The following is a 20597-nucleotide window of genomic DNA, read 5'->3' on the forward strand; positions in this document are numbered from 1 at the left end:
GAGGATACTTCTGTGAAAGAACACAAAAATATTAAGCAAGCTTATATTCCTACCATAGAAGAAATACAAAGCTGGTACGAAGATGATTTGCGCAGGGAAGCCTTAAAATCATCGGAATATGAGTATAATAAAAAAATAGACGAGCAAGGATTGTTTTTTAAAGCTTTTCGAAAATTTGAAGAAAAGGATGACAAAATTACTCCTGAGTCTAAAAAAAATAATGTTTATTATGAAAAATATAAAGCTTATGTAGAAGAAGAAACAGCAAATAAGGGCAAAAAGATACAAAAAATTGAAAATCTAATTGAATATGAAAGGTTTATTCTTCGTTGGGAAAGAAGGGTCAATAGTGAGAGCAATAATTACAGTCACTATGGGAGTAATTCAGCAACAAGATATCGAGTTGATTGCATAGAAAAATTGGAAAAAGAATTAGATAAAATCTTAGAAAACTCCCCAGAAGCATGGGAATTTTATTATAAACGTCAATTGATAAGTGATATAGAAACCCAACACCAACAGCGTTTGGTAACTGTACCTTATGTAGCTAAAGCAAAACAAAAAGTAATAGATTCGTTGAAATTAGGTGTTCCTGTATATATTGTAGGACATTTAGGAAGCGGGAAAACACAATTAGCAACTGAAGCAGCTCTGGATTTTACTATTCAAAATAAAATACAAAGTGAATTAGAAGACAAAATGGAGAATTGGTTTTCTGTAAATCCAAATGCGACAGAAAAAGATGCTATTCAAAAATTCAGAGAATTTAATGAAGAAAGAAAGCTTCACTATAAAAATATATTAACAAATGGAAGCAAAGAGAAAATAGAATCTTTGCAACCGCTATTTATATCTGGTTCACACAATTTAACTTATGAAGATATGTTTGTAGAGAAAACTTTATCTCTTACACACAGTTTCTCACAAGGATCCTATACGGATTATCTGAATATGATTATAGGAGATTTTTATAAGTGGATGGATGAACACAAAGCAAGACTGGAGCAGATGACTGATGAAGAACAGTTGCAGCTTAAGATTCAAATATGGAAGAGCTTTTCTGATTTATTGGTAGCAAGTAATAGCGCTTTTGGTACTGAAATCAAGAAAACAGAAAGAGAAATTTTGATTGCAGTAAAAGAAGGTCGAGCTGTAATCATAGACGAATTAAATACAATTGCCATGCAAAACTTAATTGCTTTGAATGATATATTGCAGCGTCATGCAGGAAGCACAGCTTACATTACAGGAGTTGGTCCTGTTTTAGTTAAACCTGGATTTGGATTTATTGGCACAGGGAATCTATCAACTCAAATGGTCAATTATGAAGGAACAAATGAGCTAAATCCAGCCTTTAAATCACGTTTCGTAACGATTGAATACAATTATGTACCCCAAAGGATAACTGGTTCCTTAGAAGATCAAGAGTTTCCAGAAAAAAACGAACTTTTTAGAATAATAATAGCACGATTAGCTGACAAAAATGGAAATATTCATATTCCTGATTCCAAAAGGACATTAGAAGAATTGTTTCGCTTTTCTCAGTTGTGTAGGGTTACTCAGAATGTTTTTATGGGTAAGTGGAAAGATAATGAAATCCTAAAAGATTCTGGAATGGATGAACCTGAGCTTAGAGAGTCTGTATTATCAATCCGTAATATTTTGCACGTTTTAGATAATTGGAATCTAGGCGAAGAAAAAGACTTGAGTAAAGCCTTGTGGGATGGTTTTATTAGTTCAATCACTTATCCTGACGATCAAAATTATATTCTCTCACAAGCGGTGCGTTTTGGATTTTTCCCTACAGGAGAGGGATGGAATATTGAGATAAAAGGCATAGGAGAAGCAACGACAATATATGACGAAATTCGTACCCGCCCATATCACTATGTTCGTACATCGATAGAAACGTTAAGCTATTTAGATGTAGTTCATCTAATATTTGGGAAAGGAACCCCAAGAAAGACTTTGCCAAAAGAACTAAAAGAAATTTTTGAAGCTGATATTGCTGATTCATCGCGAATTGATGTGAAAAAGTATCAAAAATTAGACCAACAATTATCTCATTTGGAACATTCAAAGGAACTACTTGAATACTTGGAAGATAATGAAGGAGAAAAGTGAATATGAATTTGTCAGTACATGGAAAAGATTTCAAGGACCAAGTTAAAGATTTAAGAACAAAGCTGAATGAATGCCTGACAAATGGAATTTTAGATGAGGATTTTGAAGAACAATTAGATAAACTCTCACAAATAGAAGAAGAGTTATTGTCTGACTTAATTCCGTATTACCGAGTTTATGTAGATAATATTACAAAGACTTCAATGCAAATAAATCCGATAAAACAATTGGGAGCTTTTAGTTTTGATAGTTTTTTACAAAGTACATTGAGGATTAATAAAACCCTTTTTATTACAAGCAGTATAGATAGTAAAGTTCAATTTTTTCATATAGATATTCCAGATGATTTTTCTAATCATAATCAACTTGAAGTAGAGTGGAGTCATCCTATTAAAGAAATAAAGGAGTCAATTTCGTTTATATATAAATTAAATGATAAAGAAATTTTGCTTTTCGGAGTCAGAGGGCGATGCTACCTACTTTCAAGCGATAATTTTGCTCAAATGCCTGATGTTAACGGACAGATTAAAGTTAAAAGAATTCAAACAGATCATGATTTTAGTGGATTTGGTAGATGTATAGCAATTTATGATGGTTTATTTGTAGTGGAAAATGGAGACGAAAAGTTAAATTTGTTTGAAATAGTAAAAGAAAAAGATGAATATCATTTGGTTTTTCATAAAGATATATATTGTACTATTCCAAATTGGACTGCATTGGAAAAAATAAATGAAGATTATTTTGTAGTTGGAACAAAGATGGGGGAGTTATATTTTATCAAATATGAGAACAGACAACTTACTATTACAGATAAAGTAAATTTTCTAAATGATGAAATAAGGCAAATTAGATGTCTGGAGCATGAAAATGGTAATGAGAATTCATTTATAGTAACAGGAAATAAAGGACATCTTAAGATATTTTCATTATATGAGAATGTAATAACCATTAAAATAGAATTGAATGATTTAATAGGTAATTTGTTTAGTGTTCAATCTAAAAAGGGTACAGCTATAGTTTTAAGTGAAGATGGAATCATATACTTACTTGAAGAGAATTTCGGAAATTGGTACCTAAATGATGAGGCAGCGATTAAGGAAGTCTTTTTAACAAATGTCTTAAAATTAGAAATTTCAAAATATTTGCTTATGGATGTAGAAGGTAAATTAAATCTGTTAGACATTGATCGAATTGATACACCAAAAGACTTGTGGGATCTGCCACGGTATCAATAGGAGGGATGAGTATGCTTGACTTGGATGAACAAGCTCTAATTGAAGAATCTAAAAAACATTGCGAAGTATTTTTGCAAAAAGAACAACGCTCATTGGCCACATTCACAAGAGATCCTAGTTTGATGTATATTCCTGATCCAAAATTGGAAAGATTTCTATTAGATCCTTCCAAAGGAGTTTTATACTTGCCGCTTCAAAGCTTTTTGGATGGAAAATTAGATGACAATCAAATCATGTGGCATATCTACTATGAGCTATCACTATACTCTGATTGGAAAAAACAAACTAAAAAATATTTGAATAGAAAGAAAGATTGGCAGAAAGAAATTGATCACATGACAAGCTATATTCTTGATAGGATTAAAAAAGAAGGACTGGAAAAAGACTGTGCATATCAACCCAAAATTATTTCAAATTATGCAAGAAAAGAAATTCTTGACTTATTACATCTATTGGATAAGCAGATATCCTTTCTAAGAGTTTTGCAGATGTGCCCTATATATAGAGATAAAGAAAATTTCGAGGGAATTGTTTCATATATGAAACAGACAGGTAAGACCATCGAGTCTATTTCTCAAATGCCTAGACATAGAGCTTTTGCAAACAGTTTATTAATAATTGAATTATATAAAAGAGTGCCTACGATCGAAGGATGTGATGAAAATCCCTTTAATAGAAAGGTTTTCAATCAGTCTTTTTTTAACTTTATTCATTATCAATTAGTTAGACAGATTAATAATGAGCAAGGAATAATAGAAAGAGATCCATTCATTCGTTCTTTTATCTTTCCAATCTTTGAGCAATTGTGGAAAGAAGAAATTGATGAAATGGTGTTTTATAAATCAGAAGGACAGAAAAAAGAGCAAGTAGGGGGAAGTGAAAATCCTTTTGAACAATCTAAAGCAGACGAGATATCAGATTCACTAGAATCTACGCAGGAAGAAGAGAAAAAGATTTTACAAGAAATGTTAGATAAACAGGAACAAATAAGCTGGAACGTACAAAATACAATACAAGGTAAGGTGGATTTAGTGCCTTATGGGATTAGCGAAACAGATCAACAATTGTTTCAATTTTATTCAAATAAAATGAAAATGGAAAGAGAACAAATGCGTCAATTTTGGAAAAAGTTGATAGGGGATGCAAAGAAGGAAGTAAGTGTAAAAAGAGGTGATCAAATAAAGGGAAAACTTAATGTCGGTAGCTTTATTAACTCTTATCCAGATTTTGTAGAAGCTGAAAAAAAGGGAAACTACAAAAATATCCCGATTTTTAATAGATGTTTACTAGAGCCTCAAACAGATAGATTGCCTGAAAGAATAGAGATTTCTTTTGTGATAGACAATTCAGGATCGATGAATGCGTCAAAAATTGAAGTGGCGAGAAAAGCTTTGGCTGTGACTTTGCTGTCAATAGATGATTTTAATCAATATTTAAAAAGCAATGCAGAACAATTGAATCAAAAAGTAGAAATTTTAAGTGAGACGTGGTTTTTCGGCAGTAAGTATTATAATGTTAAAGAATTTAACGATAAAAATGTGAAAGAAAAAGAAAAAAGCGACATAATTCGCTCAATCGTAAAGCTAGATGCAACAGATGGAGCAACTGACGATGCAAGTTGTCTTAGAGAAATATATGATAGAATTACATCCATACAGGATAGTGAACTCAAAAAAGGAAAACAAAAAAAGATAATCTTTGAGATTACAGACGGTGCATCAAGTTGTCCGGGATCAGCAAAAGAAGCGGTACAAGAATTATTATCTAAGAATGTCGAAATCTATGCATTTCAAATGGGAAAAAGCAACAATACAAATGAAAAGATCTTTAATTTCATATGGAATGAAGGCTACAAAGAGCCCCATGGAATAATGATCGGCGAACAGATAGAAAGACTGCCAAAAGAACTGCTAAAAGCAGTAGGGAAAAATATGCAGTCTGTTTTTGATAATTACTGAAAATCGAGTCCACATAAGAGCTACCCCCGGGAGAACTGGTAAAAAATCCGGCAAGTGCCAAGTGCGTGGTTTTGATTACATCTGTAACTTCTAAATTAGGGTCTTTAGATGCAGTCACAAGATTCATATAGCCGATTAAGGTGCAATAGGCACCTTGGCCGGCATCTTTTTCAGTCGTTTAATGAATAAGGTAAAATGTATGCCTGGAAAAAAACGTTAAAAATTAATTGACTCAAAGCACACTTGGGCTAATTTTTCAGAACTAATTGGCATATCGTTTTCAATCCATTCAACAAACATATTAAAGAACAAGCCAACCCAGCCGTAAATGCGATAACGGTCTGAGAGAGAAAGTGTTTTTATGCTGCTAATGTAAAAGTTATTTAAATAATCCAGGATGAATACCTTATAATTACAGTCAAATAATAGCCTGATACTTTCTACATGCTCAGCAAAAAAATCAAATAGAACTTTCCAATAATCATACCACTGTTTTGTTTGCATATAAGGGAGAGATATTTCAGTGAGCTTTGTCATAAAATTATCAAAAATATCCGTTAGTATATCATCTTTAGACTTGTAATTACGGTAATAAGCCATACGTGAGACGCCGGCTTTTTCTACAATATTATTGATTGTAATGTCATCCCATTTTTTTTCTTTTAGAAGTAGTATTAATGCGGTTTGAATACTTTCTTTTGTTATTTTTTTGGTTTCTAGGTTTGAAGCAAGTGACATAAGAACTCCTTTTGTAACATCCCTTTGGATTTGTATTGAAAAACAACATATACGGCGTTACAATTATAACACCCTTATTAGTATAGTAAATATTATACTAAAAATCAACTTCTTTAAATTATAAAAGTAAACTATTTTTGGCTTCATTTCTTTATGAAGGTGTAAGATGTTCAGCCCTTACACCTTAGATTCAAATTAATTGTACAAGGAGGATTCAATATGTTTAATTATGTTTTAACTTGTTGTTCTACAGCAGATATGCCCTATGACTACTTTAAAAAAAGGAATATTCCGTTTGTATGTTTTCATTGTATTTTGGATGGGGAAGACTATCTGGATGATTTAGGGCAAACCATCTCTTTTGAAGAATTTTATGGTAGAATCGCGGCGGGATCAATGCCTACAACCTCACAGGTGAATGTGGGGCAGTATATGGATTTCTTTGAACCATTTTTAAAAGCGGGAAAAGATATTCTTCACATTTCTTTTTCTTCTGGTTTATCAGGATCTTATAATTCTGCAACTATTGCAAAGGAGGAACTTTTATCAAGATACCCGGATAGGAAAATATTAATTGTAGATTCCCTGGGCGCATCCTCAGGCTATGGATTGTTAACGGACATGGCGGCGGATATGCGGGATAATGGAGTAGTATTTGAAGAAGTATATGACTGGCTTCAGGAAAACAAGCTTAATGTGCATCATTGGTTTTTCTCTACGGACCTTTCCCATTATAAACGAGGAGGCCGTATATCAGCTGCATCCGCAGCTGTAGGGACTTTGCTTGGCATTTGTCCGCTATTAAATATGAGTTATGATGGAAAACTTACTCCTTGCAAAAAGATTCGCAGTAAAAAGCATGTAATAAAGGAGATTGTGAATATTATGGAGATACATGCAAAGGATGGCATAGATTACACCGGGAAGTGCTTTATCTCTAATTCAGCGTGTTATGAAGATGCACGCAAGGTGGCTGATTTAGTTGAAGAAAGATTCCCTTTGCTCAATGGGCATGTGATGATAAATAGTGTTGGTACCGTAATTGGTTCTCATACCGGTCCTGGAACTGTGGCACTTTTCTTTCTAGGTGGAAGGAGAGAAGATTAATTGAATTTAAATTGTATTGCAGGTGAAATTAATGAATAAGGCAAGTAGGTTTGCAAAAATAATTCGGGTGGTTACGGTAGTGCCGGTTATGGCACTAACCACGCTGAGTATTCTTTATGGGTTACGCCCAAGTATTTTTCAGGGAACCTTCCAATATATTCTATCAATTATATTTCTTACAGTATTACCGATATCGGCTTATCCATTACAACTGATTTTACCAAAATACCGTAATAAAGGCAGAGAGGGGCAGCGCAACCTTGCTCTTATGATGGGAGTTTCGGGATACTTGTTTGGCATTGTTTTCACACTGTGTTCTCATGCTACTAAAGAATTACTAGTGATATATTTAATTTATTTTTTATCTGGCATTGGAATTCTGATTTTTAATAAAATATTTAAAATCCGTGCAAGCGGGCATGCTTGTGGAGTGGCAGGTCCAATTTCAATTTTAGTATATTTTATAGGTATAAAAGCCCTTGTCAGTGTAGTTGTCCTAATGATGGTGTATTGGGCATCAATAAAAACGAAACGTCATACTACATCACAATTGCTTTGGGGTACTATAATTCCATTGTTTGCGCTAATTATTTCAAAATTTTGGTTAAGCTTATAAAACATAGATTACAGAACAATTCAACTATGAGACTTATGATATACAATTATATAATGAATAAAAGCACTTTTGAGCTGGATAATGAAAATATGGGAAACCTCATGACAAGAGTTAGATTTTAAAATGTATAATTGGCCATAACCTTGTAACAAAAAGCTCCGACAGATTACTTGTTCTAGCAATTGCTTATTGGGGTGTTATTGTTAATTGGAGTATTTGATTTTGTCAAAGAAGCTGTTATTACAGTTTTAGGGCAAAAGATTACGAAGGAAATAAGAATTGAAATGATGGAAAAGCTTGAAAGGATAAATGTAATGTTTTTTCATCAATGGTTCAGGAACAGTAGTTTCAAGGTTTACAAATGATGTTGATGCAATCAATTCACTGTTTACAAATGGTATTATCGGAATGATGGTTGACTGCTTTAAGCTTATAGGTATCGTAATTTCAATTTGGATGTTTAGTAGCAAACTTGGATTTGTAACTTTATTACTGATGCCAGTTATTTATGTTATTACACAATTTTTTCAAAAAAGAATGCTTAAGGCGCAGATTGAAAATAGAATACTCATCAGCAGGGTAAATAATCATATTTCAGAAAGCTTAAAAAATATACAGATGATCAAATCTTTCAGTAAGGAAAGCTACATGGAGGAGAACTATAAAAAATATTTATTTGATAGCTACAAAACAGTAGAGAAGGTAAATTTCTATGATTCTATATATTCTCCATTTATTCAGCTTACTCGTGCAGCTTCAATAGCTTTCATTGTAGTATTATCTTCCAAACAGTTGAACTATTTGGGTATATCATTAGGAATGGTTGCAGCATCAATTGAATTGATATCTAATTTGTTTGCGCCAATTGAAAATTTGGGAATGGAGCTGCAAAATATTCAGCAGGCCATATCAGGTATCAAAAGAGTAAATGATTTTTACAGTGAAACTGAAGATGACCTTAAGAAGAATGAGCTAAGATTAGAAGACATCATTCCAAACTGTGAGGAAGTGAGATTATCATTTAATAATATTTCCTTTCAATATGAAGAAGGTGCAGATGTCCTTCAAAACATTAATCTTAATTTAAAACCAAATGAAAAGGTAACATTTGTGGGTAGAACAGGGGTTGGAAAAACTACATTATTTAAGCTTATTATGGGATTGCTTAAACCAACCAAGGGCAGTATCACAATAAATGGGATTGATGTCTATGATATACCGAACTCTGAAAAACGCAGAATATTTGGGTACGTTGATCAGAACTTTCATATGATAAAGGGAACAGTAGCTGATCAAATAAGTTTGCAAGATGAAAATATTACGAAGGAGCAAATAGAGAAGGCTATAGATTTTGTAGGACTAACAGAATATGTAGTAACCTTGGAAAACGGATTGGATACTAAAGTAACCAGCGATACTCTTTTTTCACAAGGGCAAAAACAACTTTTGGCCATAGCCAGAGCTATTGTAACAAAGCCTCCTGTACTTCTGCTGGATGAAATTACAGCTAACCTTGATTCTATAACGGAAGAGAAAATAGTTTCTGTACTTCAAAAGGCAAGTAAGGACCATACAATATTGTCCATATCTCACCGTTTATCATCTATGGTTTCCAGCAATACTGTGGTTATAATAGAAAATGGAAGGGTTAAAAATGCTGGTTCTCCTGAAATGCTTCTAGAAAATGATGATTGGTATCGCAATCATATTGCACTTGAAAAATTGACATGGAGTTAATTAATAAGTATCAATCAAAGATTTATTATTGTTAAGATAACACCTTTAAATTGTGATGAACAAAGCCTTCAAATTAAGAATCATTTGAGGGTTATGTTGCTTACAATTTTGATACGAAAAGTATTGAATATATTAGCAATAATCAAGTATCAAATTATCAAGATAATTATTGTCTAGATGCAGCAAGCAGTATAGTAAGAAAATTTGAAAAATCAATGGAAGAAGTGGTAGAAATTCAGAAACATACCTTTTCACCAAGGGGGTACTAGATACTTACGACATCATTATTGTACTCTCAAGGCACGTTGAAGCGATAATAATGATGACGTATTGTGGTTACAAGGCTGGAAATGAGGTTTAAACCACAACATGTTGTGGTTTTGGGGCGATTTTTAGGCTTAAAAATGGGCAAAAAAGTGCCGTTTTTGAGCCTTGAAAAATGATGAAAATATAGATGACATAGGGTGTTTTTACAAAATAGAGTGATATAAGGGGTTAAGTCGGGGTCATAAAGTGACACTTAGGCTTAACCTTTTTTAATATATATGGAAATATTATGCAGATGCATGTATAATAAAGGAAAAAAGTATAAGGAACAATGGACACAATTTTTTGCACTTTTAAAACCCATATTGCTGATATAAGTTTAACTTAAGCAGTCTGGATTTACAAACTGTTTTATGATTTTTTTATAATAAAGATTCCAGTTTTAGCAATACTGGGAAGCTCGTTCTGTTCAGGTGATAGCAATACTAAAGAATAAAATGTAAACAATATGGATTTTTATTTAGAAATGATAAATTAAATTGGAGGATAAAATGGCCAATAATAAAGCATTTATATTTGATACAAATTTTATAATACAAAATAAAAACTTGAATATTGTTGTTTCGAAACTTAAAGATGATTTCATAGTTTATGTTACACAGGTATCTATTGAAGAACGAATAGCACAGACATGCCGTGAATTAAAAGATAAGTATAATAAGCTTCCAGTATTGCAAAAAGATTATAATAAAATAGCAAAAATTGAAGTAATGAAAAGCTATGAGGAGCTTGCGGAAAAATATCGATTTGCTATTCAAGCTAAATATGATAAACTTTTTGACACTCATGTTATTCCTTTTCCTAAAACTGTAGAATTATTCTCAGAGGTATTAGAACGTGCTTATAAAAAATTGCCTCCATTTTCCAATGCAGATAATGCTAGTGATAAAGGCTTTAAGGACTCTCTAATTTGGCTTTCTATGCTTTCATATTTTAAAGACAACGGAGAGAATACAGTGCTTTTTGTTACTGGCGATAATGGATTCAAAGGCAATGCTGATGCGCTGTGTATTGAATTCAAAGAGGCTACGGGAAAAACACTAGAAATAAAAGATAATTCGTACTTTAAAAATGTAATAGACGCCGTTTCGGTTGAAAAGGAACAACCTAAGCAGGAAAAGATTCCGGATATTGGCCTGCTCAGAGAGCGAATAAGAACTACTATTGAAGAACTGTGTGTCAATCAAGACGTAGACATGTGGGGTAATCCCTACTGGGAAAAAACTTTTACAATAAGTGAAAAAGTTGATGCTGATTATATAAAAATGATTTTCAATGGTTTAAAAAGTGATATTTCAAATCACATTTTTGATGAAAGCATCCCTGCATATGAAATTTTGGCGTTGGATGATAGAATTATAAATGGAAGTGTAGACATACCAATTGTTGCACTTGAAAATGCCTTGAAATTATATGATGACATAAAGAAGAAATATCCAGATTTCATAAATCAATTCTTTTCTACATCGGCCAACATATTTAATCAAAATTATGCTGAACCATTAGTTTTTGTTAGTGAAGATGACGAACTTCCTTTCTAAATAATGAGTAATCTGGCTGTTTACAGTTGTACCATAATATGAATTTAAACGGTATAAGATTAGTACCAAAGTTAAATTTATATATTTTATGATATTAGGAGGAGACTTGGGATGGCAACAATAGAAGAGAGTGCTGTATTTGAATACTGCGAAGAAATGTTTAGAAAATTTCAAGAGCGTGATGGAGGTTATTATCCATCTAAACATGATAAACCAGCATTTGTGCAAACGGCTGAACACTTTTCAATAAGCATAGATGAAGTTAATCGCATATTTCACGAATATAGTAAGCTGGCAGCGGATGTGGAAATGGAAAAAATAAATAAACTTCCACCACCACTGAGAAAACGCTTTATGGAGCAAAGAGCAAAAGATCTTTTCTGTAATAATCGTGATTTGCCGTATTATAAAATTGAAGGATCTCCGAGTTCAGATTTGACAGAAGCTCTTGATGTTCTTAGTGAGGAATATAGATCATTAGTTGAGTATATTGCACAAGTGGGCTGGACAATTCCATTGAATATTGATATACAACGTTTTCAAAAGATTAAACAACTTATAGGAAATGATGTTGAATTAGAACAATATTTTATTAATTATTATTCTGGTGGGGAATTTAGATTGATGTGTCGTAAGATAGAGAAAACGATTGAAAATGATGCTCAAAGAGTATTATTTAACGAGTGTGTAGACGCATTCGAAAATGGTAAGTTTTCTATTTGCATTACAACACTTCTTACGGTTCTTGAGGGACAGATTTCATTTTTTGGAGATGATCCAACAGATGTACGTATGATGCGTATTTGTTGTTTTCGTGCAACTGATGAAATGAATAAAAAACATAACATAAAGAGCCTTTGTTGGCTTTCAATGAATAAATTTATAAAAAATCTTTATCAGAAAAGCGACTTTTCACAACCAGAACCCTGTATGATTAATAGACACTGGATTCAGCATGGACGTACAGGTAGACTAGTTGAAAAAGCTGACTGTATTCGTGTGTTTAACGCATTATCCACGATTGCAAGCATAAAACAATTTCAGCCAAAACAAAATTACTAGAATTTTAACAAAATCTTGCGAACTTCGTCTAATGTTAAGATAGACATGCCAATACATAGATGACTAGAGTAGCAATGTGAAGTTGTATAAATTATAAAATTATAAACACTTGCAAGTGGGGTGAACTTTTGAGACATAAAATTTTTTTATCTTGGCAATCTGATTTGCCAAATAGCAGCAATAGAAACTTCATAGAAAACTCCATAAATAAAGCATTAAAAGAAGTGAAAAAAGAGAAAAACTACATATTAGATTTAAGCATTGACAGAGATACATTAAATAATGGTGGAGCACCTGACATTACTGAAAGTATTTTCAGGAATATTGATATGTGCACTTTTTTGTAGCTGATATTAGCTTAATAAATGGTAATGTACATGGGTGTAAAAAAACGCCTAATCCCAATGTTTTATTGGAATTAGGGTACGCTGTAAATAAAATAGGATGGGAAAGAGTGATTTGTGTGTTTAATAAAATTTTTGGCACAATCAATGATCTCCCCTTTGATTTACGCAACAGACGGGTGCTAACATATGAAACTATCAATGATAAAGAAAACGAAAAAAAGAAGTTGATTTCGACGTTTAGATTAATTTTAGAGGAAAATTACAACAGAGCTCTGTTTTCTAATGAATTAATGGATTACTATAATGGAGATATTTATTTATCAATGTTTCGACTTATAATGGATAATTCTAAAGTTTTACAAGGTTATAACAAACATACATCAACGCTTTCCACTGTTAGTTTAATATTGAATTATTCATATGACAATATTAGAGAAAAACTATCCTCGAAAAAGGTTTTGGGATTCCAGATTTTTAAAATACTCAAGAATTATGTAAATTGTTAGAAAAAATTGTACCTATCAAAAACTTTAATGATGATTATTATGTTCCAATTGTTAGGTTAATAAATACTCTTCGATCATACAACCAAGCTTTAAACAGACAAAATGATTGGGATAAACTACAAAAAACAAGCAACAAATCTGATGAGTATATAATCCATGGTGATACATTGAAAACTGGTGAAAATAGATTAATTCTTATGAGAAAAATAGATTCTACAACTGGTGCTGTTGTAGATTTTGGAGATTTTCAACGTAAAGACCATATAGAAGCATTACTTGATGAATTTACATTCAAAAAAATTACATTAAATTTTTATAGTGGATTTTTTTTCAACTTAATAAAAGATATTAATTCATGGATTGATAACAATGGCGGTGAATTTATTATCGATCAGACACAAGTCGAAATATGGAATTAATGAAATAATAAATATAGTGTTTGATAAAATTCCCATTATGTTTATTTTAAAAATTAAGTACAAATTAATTCAATAGAACATCCAATTTAGATGCGCTGTATTGTTCAATCCAAAACTAAACGAAAAGCAAGTACTGCTATAGCAATATATTATAGAAGGAAAAATATGATTTAAATTTGAAAGGAATTTAGAATGGGTAGAAATGTTTCATATCCGCAATTTGTGGATGTTAATTCAATACAATCAAAAGACATGGGAAATTATAGATATTGGCTAAGGGTTCCCTTTAAAGATACATTGAGCACAAAGATGTTATGCGTCATTTTAAAAAATCCCAGTGTTGCAACTAAAATTATTTGTGATAATACTGTTAGCAAAGTTTGTAATGTTGCTAAGAACAATGGATATTCAGAGGTAATAATACTTAATTTATTTCCGTATAGATCAACTCAGGCAAAAGTAATTCTTAATTTTTATAATAAACCGGATTTTAAAAATATTATGAATCATAATCTTTGTATAGTACAGAAGCTATGTAAGGAAAATGATGTGGTTTTTGGATGGGGAACAAATACAATATCATCTTCAAAGCAATCTAAAGCTATATATGATAAAGCGATTAAGAATGTTCTTTTATCGATAAAAAGTAAAACATATTATGTTAGAAGTTGTAGTTGTGAGGGTAAAAGTTGTAGTTGTGAGAATAAAAGTTGTAACTGTCAACTTCCAAATGTTAGGTATCCTTTACACGGGTTGCGTTGGTGTAATAAATCATCATTAATACCATATTAGCAAAAATTTGAGCTTATCAAAGGACTAACAAATTCCAAATTTGTTAGGTAGTTCTAGTGTATATTAATGAGTTGTGGATTATTTATTATTTATATTTTCCGTAGGAGGATTTATATGAGAAAGTATGCATTATCCCATTTTAGCTTTGATAATTTTAAAGAAATGATTTTACAAGGTGACAATTCAAAAGATGCACAAATACGTGCAGATAAAGAAGGATATATTTATCTATCCCAAAAATTTGTTGGAAATCAAAGTCTTAATGATATAAAATTTAGACTACCAACTTTGAGTGGAGATTTGGTAGGATCACTGTGTGCAGATAGTAATCATATGAAGTCCATATATGATCTAATTATTAGAAATAAAGACAACACAGGGTACATCGATCCAGAAATAGATTAGGTGGGTTTTATATAGTGCCTTTTTTAGTTTGTACAAACCCTATTAGTATAGAATCAAAATGTAAAATTCCTATTATGTTTACACACTGAAAACACTTATTGTGCTAATACCATAAGAATTGCGATATTAAGGAGGTATTATGAGAAGGTATTTGTGGTTTGTTGGATTGATATTAGCCTTGACATTCTTAGGTGGATGCAGGGATGAAACTGCTAAAAGTGAAATGGTATTGAAATTGAATGATACTTTGTATTATGGAACGGATGAGGTAGGCCCGATGGGAGACTCAGGGTGTGTCGAAGGAAAAATCACTTCTTCGGTTGAGTTGAATTCTATTCCAACTGAAAATGGTTCTTCTAACTTTGGGTGCATTGGAAGTAGTTATACGTATGATTATGGCGATGGGTTTATAATGGTTCATTTAAATGATGAAGAGTGGCATTGCTTCTATGCAGAAAATAAAGAGTAACACAGTAAGTCGTAACCATTAAATGACCATAAATTGGAATAAGCTAAAAGAGCTAACATTATGGTTTTGTCGAAAAAAGATGGGTGCCCTCTGATATTCCCATTATGCTTACACAGCATAACCAGTCTGAAGGATACACAGTAGTACCATAACGGGAAGTTTATTTTATTATTAATTACAGGAAACTAATTTGGAGAATATTATGAAAATTTTTATAAGTCACTCATTAAAAGATAAGAATATGGTTGAAATGTTAACTCTAGCACTTCTGCAGACAGGACATTCGGTTTGGGTAGATTCAAATAATATATCTATGGGAGATAATATCGCTGAAGTAATAAGTAAAGCATTACACGAAGCGGATGTAATGATTGCATTAATCACAGATAATTACTTAAGTTCATCTTTGGCTCAGGCAGAGTTAAGTGCTGCTATTTTCGGAGTAAATAGAACAAGAACAATACCTATTATAATTGGCAACATTCAAATACCTCCATATTTATCAGGGATAGTTTATCTTCGATTAGATGATTTTACAGATGCTAGCATTAAAGTAATTATAGAGGCATTAGCTGAAAAAGAGCTTCAAAAAGATTATATTGATCCTACAAAGCATAAAAAAGTAGATAGAATTGAGAAAAATAATGAAGTGATTTATTTGCAGAATTTAAAAAAAGCTTTAAATGAAAATAGGTTAACACTTGTTTGCGGCGCAGGTATTTCTATTGATGCTGGAATACCTGATTGGAATGAGTTAATGATTAGAGCATTAGAATTTGGTCTTGATAAAAATAATAATCCTGATGTTTTGAGTGATTTTAAAAGAGTATTTCCGTTATCAAATCTTATTCTTGGTAAATACCTCAAAATTCTTCTAGGAAAAGATTTTGAAAAAATAGTAAGCAGATGCTTGTATGCTGATGAAGAAACTTTAGGTGAATATGCTTTTCAAGAAACTAGATTATTAAAAGCAATTATTGAGTTAATTCGTCCAAAAAGAAACAAAGGAAGCGTTGAATCAATTATTACATTTAACTTCGACTCTTTAATTGAGGATTTACTGACAAAAAATAAGATCCAATATAAGTCTGTTTTTGCTGAAGGTCTGTTTTATCATACAGATGAAATACCGATTTTTCATGTTCATGGCTACCTTCCTCGATATGGAAGGTTAGATAACCCTAATATTGTTTTTAGTGAAGATACATATCATACGCAATTTATTGATCCTTTTAGTTGGTCTAATTTAATTCAGCTATATAAACTTATGAATAATGCGTGCTTATTTGTTGGGTTGAGTTTGACCGACCCAAATTTAAGAAGGTTACTTGATATATCAAAAAGAAAAAGCATTGATGATATGCGTAAGCATTATATAATAAAAAAATTGCCAAGTAATAATTCTAAAATAAATGAAATTCAAATAATGCTTGAGGAACAAGACGCTAATATGTTGGGACTTAATATTATTTGGGTTAATGAATATAATGATATTTCAAAAATACTTGAGAAAATTAATTCCTAGTCAGCAATTAAAAGATATACACATTATCTTTAACGACGCCATGGGTATTCAAGTTTTACAAACAATATTTAAATGGTGATTGATTTGACACAATAGTTAGTTTTACTATCTTCCCCTTTAATGATTACACAGCGGAAATAGCTTGAGGGGTACACAGTAGTACCATCATGAGAAGCTAAGTTACAAAGCTAATTGCACCCACTATAGTCGTAATGTTCAAAATGGCGGGAAGTATTGTCTCAACTATTTTGACAATTAGGAGGGGATTATGGAATCCATTTTTAGTATAATTGCGGCGGTTTTATAAAATCCCTTATAAACACTATTGCTTTTTCACTTATTACAACAGTTTTTTCTAAAAAAATATGCAACTAATATACATCGATCGGAATTAAGAATAAATTACTATGAACGAGTAAGGCTTTTAATAGTTATTTGTAATAGTCCAAATAACAGATTATATAAAAGGGAGTTACTGTATGAGTTTTAAAGATAAAGTTGATGAATTGCGTAGTCAGGCACAAACAACACAAGCTGCAAACAAAATTATTGACCAACTAAAAAAGTTGGAAAATAGCAATAATGAAGATACTTCCTATCGTTGGATTTGGGAGCTAATTCAAAATGCAAAAGATGTAGTTAACTCCACAGGAAAAGTAGATATTCTTGTTAATTTTAATGAAAACAGAAGAATAATAGAATTTAAGCATAATGGAAAGCTGTTTTTAACCAAAAACATAGTTTTCCTTATTGAACAAGTTTCCACAAAAGAGCGAAATGAACTTGATAGAAAAGAAAAGAAGATAACCGGAAAGTTTGGAACTGGTTTTCTAACTACGCATTTACTTTCAAAAAAAGTAAATGTAACTGGGTATTTATGCGACGAAGATGAACCATTACACCAGTTTAATATTGATATTGACCGTTCGAGCGATAATCAGATAGAAATCATCAAGTCTATTGAAGAAAGTTGCGAGCAACTTAATAAAAGCGCAAAAGAAGTTACAACACCAATAGATGAAAATGATTTTAATACTTGTTTTACATATGAGTTAAACGCTTTAGGAATTCAAACCGCTAAGGATGGTTTGAATAATCTTGTTGCTTCTATTGCGTATGTTTTTGCTTTTGTTCCGGAGATAAGATCTATAACTATTCACGCAAACACAACGAAAGGCAACTATAATCAGGTGCTTTCTCGTGGAGATGATGTAGGCATTGCACTGAAAAATGCACAGATTATAACAGTGTGTGATTCAAAAAAAAAGAATCCAAGATATATTTTTGCTCTAAAAGACGAAGTATTAACACACTTATCAATTTCAGTCGAACTTTTAGATGTTGGTGAAAAAACAGCTATTCAACTAATGAATGGAAATTTACCCAAACTATTTTGTGATTTTCCATTACTTGGCACAAGTGATTTTGCTTTTCCGGTAGTTATCAATAACCCATATTTTGAACCTACAGAACCCCGTGATGGAATTGAATTGGAGAGCAGAGCTGAAGAAAAGCAATTTATTAAAGACAATAAAGCAGCATTAGAAGCCGCTGTTGAACTTTATAAAACTGCATTGAATTTCTTTGCAGAACATAATTATGCAGGTATATATAATATTGTAAAAATGACCGAGCAACCACATAAAACATGGCTGAATGCAAATTGGTTTGAGAATAAAATACTTGAACCTATAAAAGAAGAAATAAAATATTTAAACCTAATAACTACAAATGCTGGAGATAAAAAACCGTTGTTTGAATTTTGGGAAGAGCCGGTTGTTTTAATTCCTAAAAATCAAGAAAGTAGAGAAGAAATGCTTAAACTTTGTTCTTTGTCAAATGCTTTGTTTCCTGAGCGCATTCCCAAGCAAGATGAGTTAGAAGCTTGGTGCTGTTCACTTTGGGACGAATGTAAAAACTTGAGTATTAATAACATAGTAAAAGCAATTGAAAGTTCTGAAAACCTATCTTCTTTAGCTAATGAATTAAACGGGCAAGATGTATTTATATGGTTGAATGAGTTTTATAAATTACTTTTAACAAGTGAAGAAAAAGCATGTAGAGAAACTATGGAACACTCAGCAGTATTTCTCAATCAAAATGGCGAATTCTGTTGCTTAAATAAAGTTTTCTTTGATAAGGAAATTGATGATATATACAAAGAAATTTCATTACTGTTAGATATAGATATTAAAGCGAAATTACTTCATAAAAGGGTGGCAACAGAGATTTCAAAGCATATTGAAGTACCGCAATACGCATATTCGGAGTTGTTTTCAGAAATTACACGATGTTTGCAAACGGAACATCATAATCGTGAAGAATTCTTTCAGAGAATAATATGCATACAGATAAATGAAAAACAAAAACAAGATGATTTTTTGAAAATAGCTAAACAGTTTTACTGTGAAACTACATGGGAAATTGTACGTTCTAACAAGTCCTTAAAATCAATTTTTGAACAAGCGTTAGATTATTGGGTTGCAAAGTTGTGTGTTGATATACATCAAAGTAAAACATTAGGTGTTTTTTCTGAAAAGTATTTTTGGGGAAACGAAGATGATACTATTTTGTTTATAAACCAATTTGTTATTTTTTTAGATAATAACGATTACAACCAATTAGCAGATAAGTATTCCATTCTTCCGAATCAGAATGGAGTGTTTAAAAAAAGTTCTGAGCTACAACTTGATAATGGAGAAGTAGACGAAATAGTTAAGGATGCCTATTGCTTTACCGGTGACAATATACGTTCGAAATTGCTTTCAATCAGCGTGTATTTTAAATTACCAGAAAACACGACAATAAATCTTCATACGCTGTCAGAAAAAATAACTAATTATGTTGAAATTCGAAAGAATCGGCTTGGAGAAGACAATAATGATGAGAGGATTGTTTTTCAAAACTTCTATGCGTATTTAAATAAAAATGAACACTCTAAAGGGATCAAAAGTACTTTTAAAACACTTTGTGAAAATAAACATTGGTTTTATAACGATGCTATTATTTCAGATAACATGGAGAAAGCTGAAGAGCTAGACAAATTGTTATCAAGTTTTGGTGTTTCAAATACTCAAGAATTAGAAAAAATGTTGAAGCAAGCCGAAAGCAATGTGAAATTAACAGATACAATTAATGTTTCAAAAGAACAACTTTCACAGCTTGGGATTAATTGCGAAGATGATTTGTTGCAAATTTTAAGTGTATTAATGGGAAATGGAGAATTTACAGATTCTCAGTTAAGCGAATTACCAAGTGGCATATCAATAGAGGAAGTTTCTAAAAAGTTCTTGCATAGATCAACAAATAATAGATTTGCACGTGAATATTATGAAAAAATAATGAATAATGCTATAGAAAAAGTTTTTTACTATTTGAAAGACACTGGCAGATATGTAATATCTGAAAAATTAGAAGAGTGGAAAAAAACAAGCTATTCAAAAACCGTTTTTTGGGCAAAGAAAAATGATACTGATATTCGCATTGTTGTAAGGCCGAGCGATGACGATAAAATTATTTTCTTTTATGAGCAAGAAGTTGCTGCAATGGACGATACCAATTACGAACTTTGGACTTCCAATGATGATGGGAATACGCGTATGATTACATTAGGTGATATTATTAAAACAACGGGAATCTCAGTCATTCCATTAAAAAATCTCAATCCCAAATAACAGAAAGCGAGGGCT

At 31.7% G+C, this 20597-nt stretch carries 17 protein-coding genes; 16 read left to right on the top strand and 1 reads right to left on the bottom strand.

Features of this window, described 5'->3' with window-relative positions:
- Positions 1-12: 12 nt before the first annotated feature.
- Genes CLNEO_RS05050 through CLNEO_RS05060 form a run of 3 tightly spaced genes read left to right on the top strand, consistent with a single transcriptional unit; the run spans position 13 to position 5317 of the window.
- Positions 13-2124, top strand: coding sequence for a P-loop NTPase family protein (locus tag CLNEO_RS05050; RefSeq protein WP_066085485.1), 2112 nt, complete (start codon positions 13-15; stop codon positions 2122-2124).
- 2 nt (positions 2125-2126) lie between these two features.
- A complete protein-coding gene (locus CLNEO_RS05055) occupies positions 2127-3359 on the top strand; it encodes a hypothetical protein (protein ID WP_242864157.1) in 1233 nt (410 codons plus the stop codon).
- 11 nt (positions 3360-3370) lie between these two features.
- Positions 3371-5317 carry a vWA domain-containing protein gene (locus CLNEO_RS05060; RefSeq protein ID WP_066085492.1) on the top strand — a complete coding sequence of 649 codons (1947 nt, stop codon included), beginning with the start codon at positions 3371-3373 and terminating at the stop codon, positions 5315-5317.
- 216 nt (positions 5318-5533) lie between these two features.
- Here the strand turns inward: CLNEO_RS05060 and CLNEO_RS05065 are convergent, their stop codons facing one another.
- The gene (locus CLNEO_RS05065; RefSeq protein WP_066085494.1) at positions 5534-6055 is read right to left on the bottom strand and encodes a TetR/AcrR family transcriptional regulator; all 522 of its coding nucleotides are present in this window, start codon (positions 6053-6055) and stop codon (positions 5534-5536) included.
- 219 nt (positions 6056-6274) lie between these two features.
- Between CLNEO_RS05065 and CLNEO_RS05070 the strand changes: the two genes are divergently transcribed.
- The 13 genes from CLNEO_RS05070 to CLNEO_RS16165 all read left to right on the top strand — a co-directional run bounded on the left by CLNEO_RS05070 (position 6275) and on the right by CLNEO_RS16165 (position 20582).
- On the top strand, positions 6275-7162 hold the full coding sequence (locus tag CLNEO_RS05070; protein WP_066085497.1) for a DegV family protein: 888 nt from the start codon (positions 6275-6277) through the stop codon (positions 7160-7162).
- A 31-nt stretch (positions 7163-7193) separates the two neighbouring features.
- On the top strand, positions 7194-7778 hold the full coding sequence (locus CLNEO_RS05075) for a hypothetical protein (protein ID WP_066085499.1): 585 nt from the start codon (positions 7194-7196) through the stop codon (positions 7776-7778).
- Positions 7779-8102: 324 nt separating this feature from the next.
- Entirely contained in the window at positions 8103-9515 is a 1413-nt protein-coding gene (locus CLNEO_RS05080) for an ABC transporter ATP-binding protein (RefSeq protein ID WP_330382566.1), read from the top strand.
- 818 nt (positions 9516-10333) lie between these two features.
- The gene (locus tag CLNEO_RS05085; protein WP_066085503.1) at positions 10334-11383 is read left to right on the top strand and encodes a PIN domain-containing protein; all 1050 of its coding nucleotides are present in this window, start codon (positions 10334-10336) and stop codon (positions 11381-11383) included.
- 111 nt (positions 11384-11494) lie between these two features.
- Positions 11495-12445, top strand: coding sequence for a hypothetical protein (locus CLNEO_RS05090; protein ID WP_066085506.1), 951 nt, complete (start codon positions 11495-11497; stop codon positions 12443-12445).
- 128 nt (positions 12446-12573) lie between these two features.
- A complete protein-coding gene (locus CLNEO_RS15325) occupies positions 12574-12792 on the top strand; it encodes a hypothetical protein (protein ID WP_083531851.1) in 219 nt (72 codons plus the stop codon).
- Positions 12777-13298, top strand: a complete 522-nt coding sequence (locus tag CLNEO_RS15330) for a hypothetical protein (RefSeq protein ID WP_083531852.1) — start codon at positions 12777-12779, stop codon at positions 13296-13298. Before CLNEO_RS15325 ends, CLNEO_RS15330 begins: the two co-directional genes overlap by 16 nt.
- Positions 13292-13717: a hypothetical protein gene (locus tag CLNEO_RS15335; RefSeq protein ID WP_083531853.1), complete on the top strand. Its 426-nt coding sequence runs from the start codon at positions 13292-13294 to the stop codon at positions 13715-13717. Before CLNEO_RS15330 ends, CLNEO_RS15335 begins: the two co-directional genes overlap by 7 nt.
- Before the next feature lie 192 nt (positions 13718-13909).
- On the top strand, positions 13910-14509 hold the full coding sequence (locus CLNEO_RS05100; protein ID WP_066085508.1) for a DUF1643 domain-containing protein: 600 nt from the start codon (positions 13910-13912) through the stop codon (positions 14507-14509).
- A 114-nt stretch (positions 14510-14623) separates the two neighbouring features.
- Positions 14624-14914, top strand: a complete 291-nt coding sequence (locus CLNEO_RS05105; protein WP_066085511.1) for a hypothetical protein — start codon at positions 14624-14626, stop codon at positions 14912-14914.
- Positions 14915-15053: 139 nt separating this feature from the next.
- Entirely contained in the window at positions 15054-15383 is a 330-nt protein-coding gene (locus tag CLNEO_RS05110) for a hypothetical protein (protein WP_066085512.1), read from the top strand.
- Positions 15384-15585: 202 nt separating this feature from the next.
- The gene (locus tag CLNEO_RS05115) at positions 15586-16908 is read left to right on the top strand and encodes a TIR domain-containing protein (protein WP_066085515.1); all 1323 of its coding nucleotides are present in this window, start codon (positions 15586-15588) and stop codon (positions 16906-16908) included.
- A 479-nt stretch (positions 16909-17387) separates the two neighbouring features.
- Positions 17388-20582: a sacsin N-terminal ATP-binding-like domain-containing protein gene (locus tag CLNEO_RS16165; RefSeq protein ID WP_066085518.1), complete on the top strand. Its 3195-nt coding sequence runs from the start codon at positions 17388-17390 to the stop codon at positions 20580-20582.
- The last annotated feature ends 15 nt before the right edge of the window (positions 20583-20597 follow it).

This window comes from Anaerotignum neopropionicum (assembly GCF_001571775.1).
Lineage (GTDB): Bacteria > Bacillota > Clostridia > Lachnospirales > Anaerotignaceae > Chakrabartyella > Chakrabartyella neopropionicum.

Coding starts and splice junctions, on each gene's coding strand:
- CLNEO_RS05055 (WP_242864157.1), top strand. CDS start 2,127: ATGAATTTGTCAGTACATGGAAAAGATTTCAAGGACCAAGTTAAAGAT.
- CLNEO_RS05060 (WP_066085492.1), top strand. CDS start 3,371: ATGCTTGACTTGGATGAACAAGCTCTAATTGAAGAATCTAAAAAACAT.
- CLNEO_RS05065 (WP_066085494.1), bottom strand. CDS start 6,055: ATGTCACTTGCTTCAAACCTAGAAACCAAAAAAATAACAAAAGAAAGT.
- CLNEO_RS05070 (WP_066085497.1), top strand. CDS start 6,275: ATGTTTAATTATGTTTTAACTTGTTGTTCTACAGCAGATATGCCCTAT.
- CLNEO_RS05075 (WP_066085499.1), top strand. CDS start 7,194: ATGAATAAGGCAAGTAGGTTTGCAAAAATAATTCGGGTGGTTACGGTA.
- CLNEO_RS05085 (WP_066085503.1), top strand. CDS start 10,334: ATGGCCAATAATAAAGCATTTATATTTGATACAAATTTTATAATACAA.
- CLNEO_RS05090 (WP_066085506.1), top strand. CDS start 11,495: ATGGCAACAATAGAAGAGAGTGCTGTATTTGAATACTGCGAAGAAATG.
- CLNEO_RS05100 (WP_066085508.1), top strand. CDS start 13,910: ATGGGTAGAAATGTTTCATATCCGCAATTTGTGGATGTTAATTCAATA.
- CLNEO_RS05105 (WP_066085511.1), top strand. CDS start 14,624: ATGAGAAAGTATGCATTATCCCATTTTAGCTTTGATAATTTTAAAGAA.
- CLNEO_RS05110 (WP_066085512.1), top strand. CDS start 15,054: ATGAGAAGGTATTTGTGGTTTGTTGGATTGATATTAGCCTTGACATTC.
- CLNEO_RS05115 (WP_066085515.1), top strand. CDS start 15,586: ATGAAAATTTTTATAAGTCACTCATTAAAAGATAAGAATATGGTTGAA.
- CLNEO_RS16165 (WP_066085518.1), top strand. CDS start 17,388: ATGAGTTTTAAAGATAAAGTTGATGAATTGCGTAGTCAGGCACAAACA.